18 protein-coding genes and 2 pseudogenes are annotated in these 15,919 nt (G+C 64.4%); 8 read left to right on the forward strand and 12 right to left on the reverse strand.

Features of this window, described 5'->3' with window-relative positions; genetic code table 11:
- Positions 1 to 59: 59 nt before the first annotated feature.
- From sufB to YP76_RS02290, 3 genes are all read right to left on the reverse strand, one after another.
- Positions 60 to 1,544, reverse strand: a complete 1,485-nt coding sequence (sufB, locus tag YP76_RS02280) for a Fe-S cluster assembly protein SufB (RefSeq protein ID WP_046761979.1) — start codon at positions 1,542 to 1,544, stop codon at positions 60 to 62.
- Entirely contained in the window at positions 1,541 to 1,951 is a 411-nt protein-coding gene (locus YP76_RS02285) for an RrF2 family transcriptional regulator (RefSeq protein ID WP_046761980.1), read from the reverse strand. Before YP76_RS02285 ends, sufB begins: the two co-directional genes overlap by 4 nt.
- A 120-nt stretch (positions 1,952 to 2,071) precedes the next feature.
- Positions 2,072 to 2,902, reverse strand: coding sequence for a helix-turn-helix domain-containing protein (locus YP76_RS02290; RefSeq protein WP_084733045.1), 831 nt, complete (start codon positions 2,900 to 2,902; stop codon positions 2,072 to 2,074).
- Positions 2,903 to 3,356: 454 nt separating this feature from the next.
- Here YP76_RS02290 and YP76_RS02295 point away from each other — a divergent pair, with 454 nt between their 5' ends.
- Both YP76_RS02295 and ggt read left to right on the forward strand, forming a co-directional pair.
- Positions 3,357 to 4,394 (forward strand): quinone-dependent dihydroorotate dehydrogenase, encoded by a 1,038-nt coding sequence (locus YP76_RS02295; protein ID WP_046761982.1) that lies wholly within the window; start codon positions 3,357 to 3,359, stop codon positions 4,392 to 4,394.
- A 48-nt stretch (positions 4,395 to 4,442) separates the two neighbouring features.
- Positions 4,443 to 6,142 (forward strand): annotated as a pseudogene (ggt, locus tag YP76_RS02300) (gamma-glutamyltransferase).
- 40 nt (positions 6,143 to 6,182) lie between these two features.
- Here the strand turns inward: ggt and YP76_RS02305 are convergent.
- The 8 genes from YP76_RS02305 to YP76_RS28110 all read right to left on the reverse strand — a co-directional run bounded on the left by YP76_RS02305 (position 6,183) and on the right by YP76_RS28110 (position 9,455).
- Positions 6,183 to 6,677, reverse strand: coding sequence for a hypothetical protein (locus tag YP76_RS02305; RefSeq protein ID WP_046761983.1), 495 nt, complete (start codon positions 6,675 to 6,677; stop codon positions 6,183 to 6,185).
- A 67-nt stretch (positions 6,678 to 6,744) separates the two neighbouring features.
- Positions 6,745 to 7,182 (reverse strand): SufE family protein, encoded by a 438-nt coding sequence (locus tag YP76_RS02310; protein ID WP_046761984.1) that lies wholly within the window; start codon positions 7,180 to 7,182, stop codon positions 6,745 to 6,747.
- Positions 7,183 to 7,230: 48 nt separating this feature from the next.
- Positions 7,231 to 7,464, reverse strand: coding sequence for a hypothetical protein (locus tag YP76_RS02315; protein WP_046761985.1), 234 nt, complete (start codon positions 7,462 to 7,464; stop codon positions 7,231 to 7,233).
- Positions 7,465 to 7,500: 36 nt separating this feature from the next.
- Positions 7,501 to 7,752, reverse strand: coding sequence for a hypothetical protein (locus YP76_RS02320; RefSeq protein WP_046761986.1), 252 nt, complete (start codon positions 7,750 to 7,752; stop codon positions 7,501 to 7,503).
- Positions 7,753 to 7,909: 157 nt separating this feature from the next.
- Complete coding sequence (gene pspC, locus YP76_RS02325; protein WP_046761987.1) at positions 7,910 to 8,290, reverse strand: envelope stress response membrane protein PspC; 381 nt, start codon at positions 8,288 to 8,290, stop codon at positions 7,910 to 7,912.
- 1 nt (position 8,291) lies between these two features.
- A complete protein-coding gene (gene pspB, locus YP76_RS02330) occupies positions 8,292 to 8,558 on the reverse strand; it encodes an envelope stress response membrane protein PspB (RefSeq protein WP_046761988.1) in 267 nt (88 codons plus the stop codon).
- Positions 8,559 to 8,561: 3 nt separating this feature from the next.
- Positions 8,562 to 9,245: a phage shock protein PspA gene (gene pspA / locus YP76_RS02335; protein WP_046761989.1), complete on the reverse strand. Its 684-nt coding sequence runs from the start codon at positions 9,243 to 9,245 to the stop codon at positions 8,562 to 8,564.
- A 36-nt stretch (positions 9,246 to 9,281) separates the two neighbouring features.
- Entirely contained in the window at positions 9,282 to 9,455 is a 174-nt protein-coding gene (locus YP76_RS28110) for a hypothetical protein (RefSeq protein ID WP_197707377.1), read from the reverse strand.
- Positions 9,456 to 9,631: 176 nt separating this feature from the next.
- Here YP76_RS28110 and pspF point away from each other — a divergent pair, with 176 nt between their 5' ends.
- Positions 9,632 to 10,654 (forward strand): phage shock protein operon transcriptional activator, encoded by a 1,023-nt coding sequence (gene pspF, locus YP76_RS02340; protein ID WP_046761990.1) that lies wholly within the window; start codon positions 9,632 to 9,634, stop codon positions 10,652 to 10,654.
- Between the two features lie 70 nt (positions 10,655 to 10,724).
- Here pspF and YP76_RS02345 read toward each other — a convergent pair whose 3' ends face one another.
- Entirely contained in the window at positions 10,725 to 11,603 is an 879-nt protein-coding gene (locus YP76_RS02345) for a 3-hydroxybutyryl-CoA dehydrogenase (protein WP_046761991.1), read from the reverse strand.
- 190 nt (positions 11,604 to 11,793) lie between these two features.
- Between YP76_RS02345 and YP76_RS02350 the strand changes: the two genes are divergently transcribed.
- The 5 genes and pseudogenes from YP76_RS02350 to tolB all read left to right on the forward strand — a co-directional run bounded on the left by YP76_RS02350 (position 11,794) and on the right by tolB (position 15,877).
- On the forward strand, positions 11,794 to 12,264 hold the full coding sequence (locus tag YP76_RS02350; protein WP_046761992.1) for a YbgC/FadM family acyl-CoA thioesterase: 471 nt from the start codon (positions 11,794 to 11,796) through the stop codon (positions 12,262 to 12,264).
- The gene (tolQ, locus tag YP76_RS02355; RefSeq protein WP_046761993.1) at positions 12,261 to 12,980 is read left to right on the forward strand and encodes a protein TolQ; all 720 of its coding nucleotides are present in this window, start codon (positions 12,261 to 12,263) and stop codon (positions 12,978 to 12,980) included. The genes YP76_RS02350 and tolQ overlap by 4 nt, the downstream gene beginning before the upstream one ends.
- Positions 12,981 to 13,095: 115 nt before the next feature.
- Positions 13,096 to 13,560, forward strand: a complete 465-nt coding sequence (gene tolR, locus YP76_RS02360; RefSeq protein ID WP_046761994.1) for a protein TolR — start codon at positions 13,096 to 13,098, stop codon at positions 13,558 to 13,560.
- 18 nt (positions 13,561 to 13,578) lie between these two features.
- A pseudogene (locus YP76_RS02365) lies at positions 13,579 to 14,540 on the forward strand (cell envelope biogenesis protein TolA).
- Complete coding sequence (tolB, locus tag YP76_RS02370; RefSeq protein WP_046761995.1) at positions 14,537 to 15,877, forward strand: Tol-Pal system beta propeller repeat protein TolB; 1,341 nt, start codon at positions 14,537 to 14,539, stop codon at positions 15,875 to 15,877. Before YP76_RS02365 ends, tolB begins: the two are co-directional and overlap by 4 nt.
- Positions 15,878 to 15,919: the final 42 nt, after the last annotated feature.

Here is a 15,919-nt window from a genome sequence, read left to right on the forward strand (position 1 = left end):
CCCCCACCCCCGGCCCCTCCCCTGAAGGGGAGGGGAGTTCAAGGGTTGGCCCCTGTCGATCAACCGACGCTTCCTTCCAGTGAAATGCCGAGCAGCTTCTGCGCCTCGACGGCGAACTCCATCGGGAGCTGTTGCAGCACTTCGCGGGCAAAGCCGTTGACGATCAGGCTGACCGCCGCCTCCTGATCCAGTCCGCGCTGCGTCGCGTAGAAAAGCTGGTCGTCGCTGATCTTGCTGGTGGTCGCTTCATGCTCGATCTGCGCGCTTGGGTTGCGCACCTCGATATAGGGGACGGTGTGCGCGCCGCACTGGTCGCCCAGCAACAGGCTGTCGCACTGGGTGAAGTTGCGCACGCCCTCCGCGCCGGGCGCCACGCGCACCAGCCCGCGATAGGTGTTGTTGCTGCGCCCCGCCGAGATCCCCTTGGACACGATGGTCGAGCGCGACCCCTTGCCATTATGGATCATCTTGGTGCCGGTGTCGGCCTGTTGCAGATTGTTGGTCAGCGCCACCGAATAGAACTCGCCCACGCTGTTCTCGCCGTTCAGCACGCAGCTGGGATATTTCCAGGTGATGGCGGAGCCGGTTTCGACCTGGGTCCAACTGACCTTGCTGTTGCGGCCTTGGCAGAGCGCGCGCTTGGTCACGAAATTATAGATGCCGCCCTTGCCGTTCTCATCGCCCGGATACCAGTTCTGGACGGTGCTGTACTTGATCTCCGCATCGTCCAGCGCGACCAGCTCGACCACTGCGGCGTGAAGCTGGTTCTCGTCGCGCATCGGCGCGGTGCAGCCTTCGAGATAGGAGACGTAAGACCCCTCGTCCGCGACGATCAGCGTGCGTTCGAACTGCCCAGTATTCTCCGCATTGATGCGGAAATAGGTGCTGAGTTCCATCGGGCAGCGCACGCCCTTGGGGATGTAGACGAAGGTGCCGTCGGAAAAGACCGCGCAGTTCAAGGTGGCGAAATAATTGTCGTGCATCGGCACGACCTTGCCCAGCCACTTCTTCACCAGATCGGGATATTCGCGCACCGCCTCGCTGATGGAGCGGAAGATGACGCCCGCTTCCTCCAGCTCCTTGCGGAAGGTGGTGGCGACCGAGACGCTGTCGAACACCGCATCGACCGCGACCTTGCGGCTGCCCTTCACCCCGGCCAGCACTTCCTGCTCGGCAATGGGAATGCCCAGCTTCTGATAGGTCGCCAATATCTCCGGATCGACCTCATCCAGCGAATTCAGCTCCGCCTTCTTCTTCGGCTCGGCATAATAATAGGCGTCCTGATAGTCGATCGGCGGGATGTTGAGCTTGGCCCACTCCGGCGCTTCCATCTTCTGCCACATGGCGAAGGCCTTCAGCCGCCATTCGAGCAGCCATTCCGGCTCCTTCTTCTTGGCCGAAATGAAGCGGACCGTGTCCTCGTTCAGGCCCTTGGGCGCGAAGTCCTGCTCGATGGCGGAGGACCAGCCATGCTCGTAGGTGGAGGCACGCTCGGCGGCCTCATGCGCTTCGAGATTACGGACAGTCGTAGCTTCTTCGGTCATGCCATTTCTCGGGTAAGACTAGCGATGGTGACGCCCGCGAGCGCCTGCCGGATCGCGTTGTTCGCGACATTCATATGCGGGCGCACGCGGCATTCCTGCTCCAGCGAGCAGTCATGCGCGCCCATTTCGGTGCAGGCCGTCATGGCGATGGGGCCTTCCACCGCCTCCACCACATCGGCCAGCGTAATCGTTGCGGGCGGACGGCTGAGGCGGACGCCACCCCCGGTTCCCCGGCTCGATTCGAGCAGGCCGGCGGCGGACAGGCGGCTCACCAGCTTCTGTGCGGTGGGCAGGGGGATGCCGGTTTCCGCCGACAGGGTGGTCGCATTCATCTTCGCCGCACCGCAATGGCGGGCGGCGGCGGACATCAGCACCACGGCATAATCTGCGAAACTCGAAAGCCTCATGCGCTACGTCTTTGCGAACCATTCTCAAATCGGATCGAATCAATCCGATTGCGCATGTGGTCCCGCACGGCTGCTGAATCAAGGCATTTTTATTCGGTGACGTGGCCGGGTTGCCGGCGCTCAACTGAAACGGTTGATGACCGCCACATCCCCGCCCAGTGAGCGGCGCAGCAAGGTAAGCTGGGCCACGGCGGTCGGTTCGGTCTGCAACTGGTGCGGAGTCAGCCCGATGAAATGCTTGATCTCCCGGATGAAATGCGACTGGTCGTAAAAACGCCCATCCTCGCACAGGGCCTGCCAGCTTTCATGGTCGAGGGCGATCCGCGCGCTGCACCGGAGCGCCCGATATTTGCGCGCCAGCAGCTTGGGCGGGCAGCCATAATATTTGTTGGTCAGGCGCGCGAGTTGACGCGGCGAGAGGTCCGTGAGGTCGGCCAGGGTTTCGATTCGGGGAGACCCCTCCCCCATCAGCCAGCCGTCGACCGCCTCCAGCAACCGCCACGTCGATTCGGGCAGCGCAACCAGCCGTTCCGCGAGAAAATCCCAGCACAGGGCGGCCATGGCCTCCGCATCTTCGGCCGCGCGCAGCCTTTCAAGCAGTTCGCGATAGCCCGGCTGATGGCCCATATCCTGCACGCGATCGGTGAGGCCGCTGGCATCGCCCCCATGCAGAGCGATCCATCCCGCGGGCAGCAGGGAAATGCCGACCACGCGGCCCGGACTGTTCAGTTCGAACCGGGTTGCGCCCAGCGTCGGCCCCAGCAGGCATATCTCGGGAGTGGGCGCCGTCGTTCCGTCATGGAAATGATAATGGCCGCTGCCGTCCAGCATGAAGCGAAGTTGCGGAACATCCGCCCGTGTCACATCCGAATAATGATCGGCCGTTTCGCTAAACACATAGAAGGAGCCAAAATAGGCGTTCAATTGTTCAGGCAGCGCAAAATATCGCAACCGGACCGGTCCCTGCGCCGCATCGACGGTATAAGACAACGGCAGTTGATCGTCTCTTGCCCTGATATTCGGCGTCCCCCCGGACGCTGCGCCATCATGCGACCGCATATTTCACCCCGAGCCGCACTATGCGCCATTATAGCCACGGCGCAAGCGCTATACTTAACGGAATATCGCTTTCCGGGCGGTTCGGGAGGACGAACCAAAAAAATGACCCGGCGATTTTCACCACCGGGTCAGTAAAAGGTCTCGTCGGCCATGGGCCTAGAGCCTTCGGGTCGCAGGACTCTCTTACGTCCGAATCGGGGAAATTTTATTGGATGGATCGGACATTAGCCGGACCAAAACGGGACGAATCCCAATGAATCTTGTTAAGAAATGTCGATCCTTATCTACTGTTGCCGCGGCGCAACAGTGACTCGACGCCGGCCGCCGGCACTGGCATAGCGCCGCCATGCCATACCGCCTTATCCGACCACTTTTCTTCGCGCTGGAAGCCGAACGGGCCCATCATCTGTCGATCAGGCTGCTCCGGCTGATGCCGACTCCCGCGCCGCTCGCACCCGATTCGGCGCTGGCGCAGACGGTGGCGGGAATCGCCTTTCCCAATCCGGTGGGGCTGGCGGCGGGCTATGACAAGGAAGGGCTGGTCGCGCACAAGATGCACGGGCTGGGCTTCGGCTTTTCCGAGTTGGGGACGCTGACCCCCTTGCCGCAGCCGGGAAATGCCCTGCCCCGTCTGTTCCGGCTGGTGGAAGATCGCGCGGTCATCAACCGCATGGGCTTCAACAATGGCGGCCAGGCCGCCGCGGCGGAACGGATCGCCAAGCGGAAGCGCCCCGGCGGCCCGATCATCGGCATCAATATCGGCGCGAACAAGGACGCGGCGGACCGAATCGCGGATTACGCCACGGGCGTCACCTGCATGGCACCGCTGGCCGATTATCTGACGGTCAACATCTCCTCCCCCAATACGCCGGGCCTGCGCGCCTTGCAGGACCGGGCTGCGCTCGACCAGTTGCTGGGCGCGGTGATGGCGGCGCGGGGGAGCGGCAAGACGCCGATTTTCCTGAAGGTGGCGCCGGACCTGGAACCGGCCGATGTCGAGGATATCGCGGCGGCCTGCATCGACCATCGGATCGACGCGCTGATCGTCTCCAACACCACCATTTCCCGGCCCTCGCTGCATTCGCCCCACGCCGGCGAGGCGGGCGGCCTGTCGGGCGCGCCGCTGCACGACATGGCACTGCAACGGCTGCGCGACTTCCGCCGGGCGCTGGGCACGCGCCTGCCGTTGATCGGGGTGGGCGGGATCGCCAATGCGGAACAGGCCTATGCCCGCATCCGCGCGGGAGCGAGCCTGATCCAGCTCTACAGCGCGCTGGTCTATGAGGGGCCTTATCTTGCCAAGCGAATCAATGCGGGGCTGAAGATGCTGATGGCGCGCGACGGGGTGAAGAATATCGGCGAGATAGTGGGTATCGACGCCTGATCCGTCCTATGGGTTGCAGGACGCAACGCAGCGATTAGGGTGCCGGACATGATTTCTCGCCTTTCCGGCCTGCTGGCTGCCTTCGCCCTTTGCCCTCTCCTCCCCACCCCGCTCGCCGCGCGGGAACCGGTGTCGGTCAACGCCACGGTTTCGGCCGCCGATCCCCGCGCCGCCGAAGCGGGGCAGGAAATCTTGCGCAAGGGCGGCAGCGCCACCGACGCCGCCATCGCCATGATGCTGACGCTCAACGTCGTCGAGCCGCATAATAGCGGCATAGGCGGCGGTGGCTTCCTGATGCACCATGACGGGCAGACCGGCGTGCTGGAGTCGATCGATGGACGCGAAACCGCTCCCGCAGCGGCACGGCCGGATCGCTTCATGGGGGCGGACGGCCAGCCCCTCCCCTTCCTCAAGGCTTGGCCGGGCGGCTATTCGGTCGGCGTGCCCGGCAATCTGCGGCTGGCCTGGGAGGCCCATCGCAAATGGGGCAAGCTGCCCTGGGCCGAGTTGTTCCAGCCCGCCATCCGCTTTGCCGAACAGGGGTTCGAGGTGCGCCAGCGGCTCGACACGGCGATGAAGGCGCTGGAGCCGATCTGGGCCGATTTTCCCGAAATCCGGCAATATTTCTGGATCGACGGCAAGCCCGCGCCGATGGGAACGATCCTCAAGAATCCGCCGCTGGCCGCATTGTTCAAGCGAATCGCGGCGGAGGGGCCGGACGCCTTCTATCGGGGCGAAAACGCCAGGATCATCGCCGAAACCGTCACCCAAGCCCCGAAGAACCCGGTGCCGATGACGGAGGCCGATCTTGCCGGCTACCAGGCCAAGGCGCGCAAGCCGGTCTGCGGCCCTTATCGCATCTATACGGTCTGCGGCATGGGACCGGCTTCGGCAGGCGGGATCACCGTTTTGCAAGTGCTGGGCATGGTCGAACGCTTCCCGCTGGCGCAATGGGGCAAGGATGATCCCCGGTCCTGGCACGTCATCGGGGAGGCGATGCGCCTCGCCTATGCGGATCGCGAAACCTATCTGGGCGACCCCGAGTTCGTCGCCGTGCCGATCGCCGGGATGATCGATCCCGCTTATCTGAAGCGGCGGTCGGCACTGATCAGCATGGGCAAGGCACTCAACGACTACCGGCCCGGCACACCCCCGGCGCGGCAAAGCGGACCGCCGCCCTGCCCCAGCCGGAATCGGGCACCAGCCATTTCGTCGCGGTGGACCGCCATGGCGACATCGCCGCCTGGACATCCACCATCGAAAGCTTCTTCGGCAGCCAGCTTATCGCCAACGGCGTGATCCTGAACAATGAACTGACCGATTTCAGCTTCACCCCCGAAAAGGACGGCGCGCCGGTCGCCAACCGGGTCGAGCCCGGCAAGCGGCCGCTGTCGTCCATGTCGCCCACCATCGTCTATGACGCGGCGGGGACTCCGATCTTCACCGTCGGCGCGGCGGGGGGGAAGACCATCATCATGCAGGTCGCCAAGGCACTGATCGCGCATTTCGACTGGGGTCTGTCGGCGCAGGATTCGATCGCGCTGGGGTTCGAATTCTTCGACAAGGACGGGCTGGTGCTGGAACAGGGCACGTCATTGGAGGCGATGAAGGCGCCGCTGGAAAAACTCGGCCATAAGGTGTCGATCAGCCGTTTCGGGCTGAAGGCCAATGCGGCCGAACGGCAGGCGGACGGCCATTGGGTCGGCGGCGCCGATCCGCGCAGCCCGGGCGTGTCCTTGCAGGAATGAAGGATATGACCGTCATGCCAGCTTACGCCGGGATGACGGTTCAGCTCTTCAGATCCAGTCCCGCGACGTTGAACTGGAACGGAAAGCTCTTGTCCTTCGGTCCCACCACCAGATTCACCTTGATGGTCTTATTGTCCTTGATCGCATCATAGGCCTTGGCCGCGGGCAGCAGTTCGATGCCGTCCTTATTGTCGGTCATCCGCCCTTTCCATTCATGGGTCTTGCCGTCCTGCGTCGTTGCGGTGACGCGGCAGTCGGACAGGTCGCAGGTGAAGGGGGCACCCACCAGCTTCACCGTGACGTCGGCCTGGCCCTTTTCCATAGGCTGGACCAGCAGCACGGCGAAAGTGTCGCCCGCCGTCATGGTCTGGACCGTGTTGGCGCTGCCGATATAGGCGACCTTCGCCTTTGCGCCCGTTCCGCCTTCATATTTCCAGACCTGCCCGATCTGGTCGCGCTGGGTCGGCGCCTTGTCCTCCGGCGAGGAGCAGGCAACGATCAGCCCTACGGCAGCCAGTGCCCAAAGGGTTCGCATCTCTTCTCTCCTGTCCCGTCATCATTACGGGAAGAGAACGCGCCAGCGCGGGCCTGTTTCCCTTGGCTCAGCGGTAACGTGCGGCGGTTTCCCGGATCAGCGCGATCATGTTGGGAATGCCCTGCGTCCGGTTGGAGCTGAGCTGGTTGCGCAGATCGAAGGGCGCAAGCGCGGCTTCAATGTCGGTCGCGGCGATCGCGGCGGGCGCCCGGTCTTGCACCGTCAGCAGAACCAGCGCGATGATTCCCTTGGTGATCGCCGCATTGCTGTCCGCCAGGAAATGGAGCTTCGGCCCAGCGTGAGACTGAGCTTCCAGCACCATGGGATAGACCCACACCGCCGCGGAACAGCCCCGCACCAGCGTCGCATCGGTCTTGAGCGCGTCGGGCATCGGTTCCAGCGCCCGGCCCAGATCGATCAGCAACCGATAGCGGTCGTCGGCATCGAGAAATTCATATTCCTCGTAAAGATCGGCAAGGGCGGCATGATCGGTCATAGCCGCCATATAGGAGGAAAAGCGGCAGACGAAAGCCGCTTTTCCTCCTGAAAAGCATTACAGATCGACGCCCGCGGCGATCGCCTCCAGCTTGCGGATGCGTTCCTTGAGGTCCGCGACCTCGATCCGCGTCGCGGCCGATGGCGGCGCGGCTTCGTCCGTCCGCCGCGCCAGTTCCGCGCGCTTCAGGTCCAGCCAGCCGTTCCAGCCACGCAGGGCGGTCATGGCGACGATGACGAGTCCCGACAAACCCACCACCGCCAATGTCAGAGTGATAAGGGGGTCCTGCATATTGTCCTCCCTAAGGCATGTTTCCTTCAGGCCGCGTCAGTCGCGGTCCCTGAGCTTGTCGAATTCCCGTTCCAGCGCGGTGGAACTGTCGGTCGCCAGCCGTTCCAGCACGGCGACGCGATCCTTGAGCGCCTTCACCTCCGCCCGCAGCCGTTCCGCTTCCGGATCGGGACCGCGCTGGATGAAGTCCTCGCCCTTGTGCCGGCGTACGACGCCATATTTGGCACGCACGACGCTGGCGATGGCGGTGATCGCGACGATGGCGACGACCATTTCGAACGGATTCATCTGTCTGTCTCCCTTGCTCCGTCTCGGCACGCCCAGGGTGGCAACCCTGGGGCGACAACCGATCCGGCGCCTTTCAGCTTTTCGTTTTCATGAAAGCGCGCAGCCTGGTTTCGACCGGCGCCGCTATCGGTTCGATGAACGGCGTTCCCCTTGCCGCTCAGCGCAGGCTGTCGATCTCGTCGGCCAGGCGGGTGTTGCGGCTGGTATAATAGGTTTCGATGTCGGCCAGGCGGCGGTCGATGTCACGGAACTTCGACCGGACATCGCGGGTGGAGCGCGCCGGATTGGTGCGCACGCCCTGCCAGAATTTCTCGTCATCGCGGTCGGCATAGAGGCCCACCGGCTTGTTCTCGGCAAAATAGGCAACCACGAAATAGGCGATCAGCGTCCAGGGGAAGGCCCCCATCAGCGTCACCAGCACGGCACCGACCCGGACCCACAGCACGTCGATCCCCGTATAGTCGGCAATACCGGCGCATACGCCCATCCATTTGCCGTTCTGCTTGTCGAGATAGAATTTGGTGCGACGGGCAGCCATCTCAGTTTCTCCGGTCAAAATCATAACCATCGTCCTGCGACGGACGGGCGGGGCGGAAATCGGGATTGTCGGCGGCGACGATCCGTTCGACCGTCTGAAGCCGCTCCTCCAGCCGCCGGGCGAGCAAATGCAGTTCGTCCAGCAGCCGCTCATCCTCATCGGTGATCTTGGGGGCCTGTTTCCACTTGGTGACATAGTGGAAGATCAGCCAGGGCATGCCGATGAACAGCATGCCGCAGATCATGATGGGCAGGAACACGTCCTCCATGCGTCATTCTCCCTTCTGCATGCTGGCCCCGCCCATTTGGGCCTTGAGGGCGGCGAGTTCGGCATCGACCTTGTCGCTGCTCCGCAGCTCGGCAATCTCTTCCTCCAGCGTCTTGGGCTGCTGGCCAAGGCCGGCGGCATCGGCGCGGCCTTCGGCCATGTCGACGCGGCGCTCCAGCATCTCGAAGCGGGCGAAGGCGTCGTTCACCTTCTCGCCGGCATAGGCTTCACGGACGCGGAGGCGATTCTGGGCGCTTTCCATCCGGGTCACAAGGCTGTTCTGGCGGGCACGGGCCTCGCGCAGCTTGGCCTGGAGCTTGGCGATATCCTCTTCCGAGGCGCGCAGCGATTCATCCAGCACTTCGATCTCATGGGAAAGCTGCTCCGCCATGTCGGCCGCCTTCTGCTTTTCGAGCAAAGCGGCCTTGGCCAGATCCTCACGCTCCTTGCTGAGTGCGAGCTGGGCCTTTTCGGTCCAGCTATCCTGCAAGCCCTGAAGCTTGGCGATGTGACGCCGCATTTCCTTCTGGTCGGCGATGGTGCGGGCGGCGGACGCGCGCACCTCTACCAGAGTCTCCTCCATTTCGAGGATGATCATGCGGATCATCTTCGCCGGGTCTTCCGCCCGATCGAGCAGGTCGGTGACATTGGCGGCGATGATGTCGCGGGTGCGGGAGAAAATACCCATTTGAACTTCACTCCTGGTACGAACTGTGAGGCGGCCTTACGCCAGATAATGCTGGACCGCGGGGCAATCATGGTTCGCGAGCATGGGCCCTTCGCTGGCACGGGCCGGGCCGACCGCCGAAAGGATCAAGGTCGATCCGAACAGGACGGAGACGATGGCGACGGACAGGAACTGGCCGATTTCGCGAACGCTGCTGCTTTGCTTTTCCATGTTATACTCCTGAACCCTGGCCTTCAAATATGTGCCGCTTGATCTGTCAGCGGCTTCGCCATCCGACCTTGCAGAAGCCGTGCCAATTTCAGGAAATGGCGGAATTTCGAGGTTTTTTACACGCGTCCAAGAATAACGCTTGCCGAAAGGTGGGAAATTTCACCATAAGTTGGCGAATGGAGAAAAATACCCAGTTCGTCGGTCAATCGCTGGCCTTTCTGGACGCGGTCGAACAGGCGGGGCGGGCCGCCGAGCTGAACCGACCGGTCCTGGTGATCGGGGAACGCGGGACGGGCAAGGAACTGATCGCCGAACGCCTCCACCGCCTGTCGCCGCGCTGGGACGGTCCGCTGATCATCATGAATTGCGCGGCGCTGCCGGAAACGCTGATCGAGGCGGAATTGTTCGGCCATGAGCAGGGTGCCTTCACCGGGGCGGCACGGGCGAGGGCCGGGCGGTTCGAGGAGGCGGATGGCGGCACGCTGTTCCTGGACGAGCTGGGCACATTATCCATGGCCGCGCAGGAACGGCTGCTCCGCGTGATCGAATATGGCGAGGTGACGCGGATCGGCGCGTCGAAGCCGATCATGGTGGACGTCCGGATCGTCGCGGCCACCAATGAGGATCTGCCTGCCGCCGCCGATGCCGGACGGTTCCGGCCCGACCTGCTCGACCGGCTGAGTTTCGAGGTCATCACCCTGCCGCCGCTGCGAGCGCGGGAAGGGGATGTCCCGGTGCTTGCCGACCATTTCGGGCGGCGTATGGGAGCGGAGATCGGCTGGCCGCAATGGCCGGGCTTTTCGGCCGCCTGCATGGCCGAACTGGAAGCGCATGACTGGCCCGGCAATGTGCGCGAACTGCGCAATGTGGTGGAGCGGGCCGTCTATCGCTGGAACGAACCGGCGCGGCCGATCGCCGCGATCATGTTCGATCCCTTCGCCTCGCCTTGGAAACCCAGGCCGTTGATGGCGACCGCGCCTGTCGCAGGAATGGCAAGCGCGCCACCCGCCGCTGCGCCCGCCATCAGTTTCGAGATCATCAGCGACCTCAAATCCGCCGTCGACGCGCATGAGGCGGCGATCGTGCGGGCCGCGCTGGAGCGCTATCGCTACAACCAGCGCGCAACCGCCAAGGGATTGGGGCTAAGCTATGACCAGCTTCGCCACTGCATGAAGAAGCATGGATTGAGTGCGGGGTAAGGCCCCGATCCCATCCCACCTCCGCCACCCCGGACTTGATCCGGGGCGCAGAGGGAGAGCGTCTCCCCTCCTATCGCGTCGGAACCGGCTCCGCGCCCGAATAGTCGTAGAAGCCCTTGCCGGTCTTGCGGCCCAGCCAGCCCGCCTCGACATATTTGACCAGCAGCGGCGCGGGGCGATATTTCGGATCGCCGGTCGTCCCCTGAAGCACCTTGCAGATTTCCAGGCAGGTATCGAGACCCACGAAATCCGCCAGGGTCAGCGGGCCCATGGGATGGTTGAGGCCCAGCATCACGCCCTTGTCGATGTCGACGACGCTGCCCACGCCCTCACCCAGGGCGAAGATCGCCTCGTTGAGCATCGGCAGCAGGATACGGTTCACCACGAAGCCCGGCGCGTCGAAGGCATGCACCACCTGCTTGCCGAGGCTGGCGGCGAAGGCTTCGACCGCGCTCACCGTTTCCGCGCTGGTGGCGAGGCCGCGAATGACCTCGACCAGCGCCATCACCGGCACCGGATTGAAGAAATGCACGCCCACGAAGCGGCTGGCATCGGGCGCCGCCTGCGCCAGCCGAGTGATCGGGATGGAGGAGGTGTTCGACGCCAGGATCGCGTCCTGCCCCAGCAAGGCGCCGACATTGGCGAAAATGGCGCGCTTGATCTCTTCCCGCTCGGTCGCGGCTTCGATCACCAACTGGCAGGCGGCCAGCGGCGCGACTTCGCCCACCGGCGTGATCCGGGCGATGGCGGCGTCGGCGTCGGCCTGTGCCAGCTTGCCCTTTTCCACCGCCTTGGCCAGCAGGCGGATGATGCCGTCGCGGCCCTTTTGCGCGCGCGGCAGGTCGACGTCGGACAGGATCACCTCATAGCCTGCCTGCGCCGCCACCTGCGCGATGCCCGCGCCCATCTGGCCTGCGCCGATCACTCCCACCGTTCGGATATCTGTCATTCCTCGAACCTTTCTGCACTGAATCGGCCTTTGTCGGTCTTGCCAGTCCCCGTAACGCCATGACAGGCAGGCCGCCAGAGCTTCCAGACGGATGAAAGCGGACGGAAAGCCCCGGACGGTCGGCGGAGTGCTGATCTTTCCGTAATTTCCGGCTTTGCGCCGTGCCTGCTTGATGGTTAAAAGCCCCGGCATGTCCGTTTCAGACCTGCTGCCCGCGCCGGCGACCGGAAGGTTCATCGCCGCCGTGCATCATTTCCCGCTGCGCGTCTATTTCGAGGATACCGATCTGTCCGGCCTCGTCTACCACGCCAATTATCTGCGCTATATGGAGCGGGCGCGGTCGGACATGCTGCGCGTCGCGGGGATCGACCAGCGCGGCAATCTGGAGGACGGCGAGGGCGTCTATGCCGTCACCGACCTCCAGCTCCATTATAGCCGCCCCGCTCGGCTGGATGATGACCTGATGGTGGTGAGCCGCGTCACGAAAGTCGGCGCCGCTTCATGTTCCATTCATCAGACGGTCATGCGCGATGGGGAAATACTGACGCAGGGCGATGTTTCCGTCGCCTTTCTGACACCCCAGGGCCGCCCGCGCCGGCAACCAAAGCCCTGGATCGACATTTTCAGCCGCTTGATGAGAGGGGAAGACATCAACCCATGAGCCTTTCGATGCCCGACGTTGGCCTTGCAGTCGGCAATGCCGCGCAAGCCGCCACCATTTCGCCGCTGGCCCTGTTTCTTCAGGCCGACATCGTCGTGAAGGTGGTGATGCTGGGCCTGCTGCTGGCCAGCATCTGGACCTGGGCGATGATCATCGGTTTCAGCTTCACGCTGCGCAAGGCGAGCCGGCAGAGCCGCGCCTTCGAACAGGATTTCTGGAAGGCGGAGGATATCGACCGCTTCTACGAAGCGCGCGGCAAGGCGGAATTCCCCGCCGCCAAGGTGATGGCCGCAGGCGTCACCGAATGGCGCCGCTCGACCGCGCAGAAGGTGATCGACCGCGACGGAACGCGCGACCGCCTGTCCACCGCCATGACCAGCACCATCGGCGCGGAGGTCGACCGGCTGTCGGACCGGCTGAACATCCTGGCCACCATCGGATCGGTCGCGCCGTTCGTCGGGCTGTTCGGCACGGTTTGGGGGATCATGCGGGCCTTCACCAGCATCGCAGCGGAGCAGAACAGCTCGCTCGCGGTCGTGGCGCCGGGCATTGCCGAGGCATTGTTCGCCACCGCCATCGGCCTGTTCGCGGCGATCCCGGCGGTGATTGCCTATAACCGCTTCAGCCATGGCATCAATCGCATGGAATCCGGGCTGACGCGCTTTGCCGACGGTTTCTATTCGACGCTGAGCCGGGAGTTGGAGGCGCAGCGGTGACGATGTTGTCCCACAACATCGTCATCCCAGCGGAAGCTGGGATCTCGTGCCTCAAGCGCAGCCCTATCCGGCCTGAGATCCCAGCTTCCGCTGGGATGACGGAGGGGCGGTTATAATGGCCATGTCCGGACCGCCCTCCAGCCGCCGGGGCCGTCATCGCGCGCCCATGGCGGACATCAATGTCACGCCGCTGGTCGACGTCATGCTGGTGCTGCTGATCATCTTCATGGTGACGGCGCCGCTGCTGGTGACGGGTGTGCCGGTGAACCTGCCCGAAACCCGCGCCAAGGGGCTGGACCAGGACCAGAAGCCGACGGTGGTTTCGATCGACCGTGATGGCGGCGTCTTCATCGACGATGCGCAGATCAGCGATGCCGAGCTGCCCGGCCGCCTGGCAGAGATCATGTCCGCCCATGCCGGCAAGGAAGAACCGCCGCAGATCTTCCTGCGCGCCGACAAGGGGCTCGACTATGGGCGGGTGATGCTGGTCATGGGTGAGCTGAACCGGGCGGGCCTGAACAAGGTCGCGCTGGTCAGCACCGGCACCGAAGACGGCGGCGCAAGCCGCGGTTCAGAATAGGGACCATAGGTCTTGGCTATGGATCGTGCGGAGAAAATCGGCCTGGGGGTGGCAACGGCGGGACATGTCCTGCTGTTCGGCCTGCTGTCGTCCGGTTTCCTCGCCACCCCCAATCCGTTGAAACTCAACTCCCCGCCGATGGACGTCAGCCTGGTGGACGAGGTGGCGTTGAAATCCATGGCGCCGCAGGTTTCGAACCAACCTCCGCCGCCCAGCGTCGCGCCGGACCAAGGCCCGACCGAGGATGCGGCGCCCGCGCCTGAGCCCGAACCGGCGCCCCGGCCCGAGCCCACCCCGGCACCGCCCGCGCCCAAAGCCGCGCCGCCCAAGCCGGTGGCAAAGCCTGCGCCGCCCAAAGCGGCCCCCGCACCGCCGAAGAAGGACGTGCCGGCCGCCAAACCGAAGCCGCAACCGGCGGCTGAAAAGCCGGCCCCCGCCAAGCCCAAAGCGGCCCCGGAAAAACCCCGCCCCGACGCCGCCGCTCCGGCCAAGGCATCGCAAAAGCCCGCGACCAGGCCGCAGCCCGCCGCCCCGCCCGCGCGTCGGGCCAGGGCAAGGCCGAAAAGCCGAAAGGCTCGCTGCTCGGCAGGGATTTCCTCAAGGGCATCAACACGGAGGACGACGCGCCGCGCAAGCCCGCGCCGCCGCCCGCCGCCGCCATGGGTCCGGCGCAGAAGGCCGCGCTGGACGCGGAAATCCGCCGTCAGCTCAAACCCTATTGGAAATCGCCCAGCGGGGCGGACATCGAGCAGCTCCGCACCTTCGTCGACGTGCAGCTTTCCCGCGACGGCTCGCTCGCGGGGCAACCGCAGGTCGTCAACACCACCGGCATCACCGCCAGCAACCGGACGCAGGTGACGCTGCACCAGGAACTCGCGGTCAAGGCGATCCGCCTGGCCGCGCCCTTCAAGCTTCCACCCGATCTCTATGACGGCTGGAAATCCCTCCGCATCTCCTTCGACAAGAGGCTATCGCAATGACCCGACCCTTCAGGACAGGAAAACTGGGGGCTGCGCTGGGGGCGCTGCTGCTGCTGGCGTTCGCGCCCACCTCACTGGCGCAGCTCAGCGTCGATGTGACGGACGAATCCTCCTCCAACCTCAAGATCGTCGTTCCGGCGCTTCCGGCACAGGCCGAGGTATCCACTCCGGCCGGTTCCTCGAGCGAACTGGGGCGCAAGATCGCCGAGGTGATCGCCGCCGACCTCAAGGGGTCGGGCCTGTTCGATCCCTCCGGCCCCAGCGGCATCCCGACCATCGCCTTTCCCGAAGTCACCAGCCCGGCCTATGACAAATGGGGCGCCTATCAGGCGCTGGTGCAGGGCTTCGTGCGCACGACCGGGGGCGAAGCGGATATCACCGTCGGCTGCTATCTCTACGACGTGGCGCTGAAGCAGGAATTGACGCGGCAGGGCTATGTCGTCGCCCCGCGCGACTGGCGCCGGGCCGCGCATAAATGCGCCGACGCCATCTATGCGCGCCTGTCGGGCGAAAGCCCCTTCTTCGACAGCCGCATCGCCTATATCGCGGAAAGCGGCCCCAAGGGGAACCGTACGAAGCGCCTGGCCATCATGGATTCGGATGGCGCCAACCACCGCTTCATCACCAACGGCCAGTCGATCGCGCTGACCCCGCGTTTCTCGCCGGATTACAAGTCGATCGTCTATGTGAGCTACCTGAACAACCGGGTGCGCATCTATATCTACGACATCGGCACCGGACGGCAGCGGCTGGTGACGGAAAGCAGCAACCCGACCTTCGCACCGCGCTGGTCGCCCGATGGCCGCAACATCCTCTTCTCCATGGCGATCGCGGGCAATACCGATATCTATCGCGTAGCGGCCGACGGCGGCGCGCCGGTCCGCCTGACCACCGCGCCGGGCATCGACGTGGGCGGCAGCTATTCGCCCGACGGCCGCCAGATCGTGTTCGAAAGCGACCGGTCGGGCAGCCAGCAAATCTATGTGATGAACGCCGATGGATCGGGCCAGCGCCGGATCAGCCATGGTGGCGGCCGCTATGCGACGCCCGAATGGAGCCCGCGCGGCGACCTGATCGCCTTCACCAAGATTTCGGGCGATTTCAAGATCGCGGTGATGACGCCCACGGGCGACAATGAGCGCATCCTGACCAATGGCTGGCAGGACGAGCAGCCGAGTTGGTCGCCCAATGGCCGCGTGCTGCAATATTTCCGCACCACGCCGGGCCGCGACGGCAACAGCCAGGTGTGGCAGGTCGACCTGACCGGCGTGAACGAGCGGCGGATCCCGACGCCGCTCAGCGGTTCCGATCCGGCCTGGGGTCCATTATTGCCCTGATCTACATTGTATCGGAACCGAATCGTCCCGATTACGTAACGA

Source organism: Sphingobium chungbukense (assembly GCF_001005725.1).
GTDB classification, from domain to species: domain Bacteria; phylum Pseudomonadota; class Alphaproteobacteria; order Sphingomonadales; family Sphingomonadaceae; genus Sphingobium; species Sphingobium chungbukense.

Bases quoted from the DNA above. Each gene is read 5' to 3' on its own strand.
- sufB (WP_046761979.1), bottom strand. From the start codon at position 1,544: ATGACCGAAGAAGCTACGACTGTCCGTAATCTCGAAGCGCATGAGGCC.
- YP76_RS02285 (WP_046761980.1), bottom strand. From the start codon at position 1,951: ATGAGGCTTTCGAGTTTCGCAGATTATGCCGTGGTGCTGATGTCCGCC.
- YP76_RS02295 (WP_046761982.1), top strand. From the start codon at position 3,357: ATGCCATACCGCCTTATCCGACCACTTTTCTTCGCGCTGGAAGCCGAA.
- YP76_RS02305 (WP_046761983.1), bottom strand. From the start codon at position 6,677: ATGCGAACCCTTTGGGCACTGGCTGCCGTAGGGCTGATCGTTGCCTGC.
- YP76_RS02310 (WP_046761984.1), bottom strand. From the start codon at position 7,182: ATGGCGGCTATGACCGATCATGCCGCCCTTGCCGATCTTTACGAGGAA.
- YP76_RS02315 (WP_046761985.1), bottom strand. From the start codon at position 7,464: ATGCAGGACCCCCTTATCACTCTGACATTGGCGGTGGTGGGTTTGTCG.
- YP76_RS02320 (WP_046761986.1), bottom strand. From the start codon at position 7,752: ATGAATCCGTTCGAAATGGTCGTCGCCATCGTCGCGATCACCGCCATC.
- pspC (WP_046761987.1), bottom strand. From the start codon at position 8,290: ATGGCTGCCCGTCGCACCAAATTCTATCTCGACAAGCAGAACGGCAAA.
- pspB (WP_046761988.1), bottom strand. From the start codon at position 8,558: ATGGAGGACGTGTTCCTGCCCATCATGATCTGCGGCATGCTGTTCATC.
- pspA (WP_046761989.1), bottom strand. From the start codon at position 9,245: ATGGGTATTTTCTCCCGCACCCGCGACATCATCGCCGCCAATGTCACC.
- YP76_RS28110 (WP_197707377.1), bottom strand. From the start codon at position 9,455: ATGGAAAAGCAAAGCAGCAGCGTTCGCGAAATCGGCCAGTTCCTGTCC.
- pspF (WP_046761990.1), top strand. From the start codon at position 9,632: ATGGAGAAAAATACCCAGTTCGTCGGTCAATCGCTGGCCTTTCTGGAC.
- YP76_RS02345 (WP_046761991.1), bottom strand. From the start codon at position 11,603: ATGACAGATATCCGAACGGTGGGAGTGATCGGCGCAGGCCAGATGGGC.
- YP76_RS02350 (WP_046761992.1), top strand. From the start codon at position 11,794: ATGTCCGTTTCAGACCTGCTGCCCGCGCCGGCGACCGGAAGGTTCATC.
- tolQ (WP_046761993.1), top strand. From the start codon at position 12,261: ATGAGCCTTTCGATGCCCGACGTTGGCCTTGCAGTCGGCAATGCCGCG.
- tolR (WP_046761994.1), top strand. From the start codon at position 13,096: ATGGCCATGTCCGGACCGCCCTCCAGCCGCCGGGGCCGTCATCGCGCG.
- tolB (WP_046761995.1), top strand. From the start codon at position 14,537: ATGACCCGACCCTTCAGGACAGGAAAACTGGGGGCTGCGCTGGGGGCG.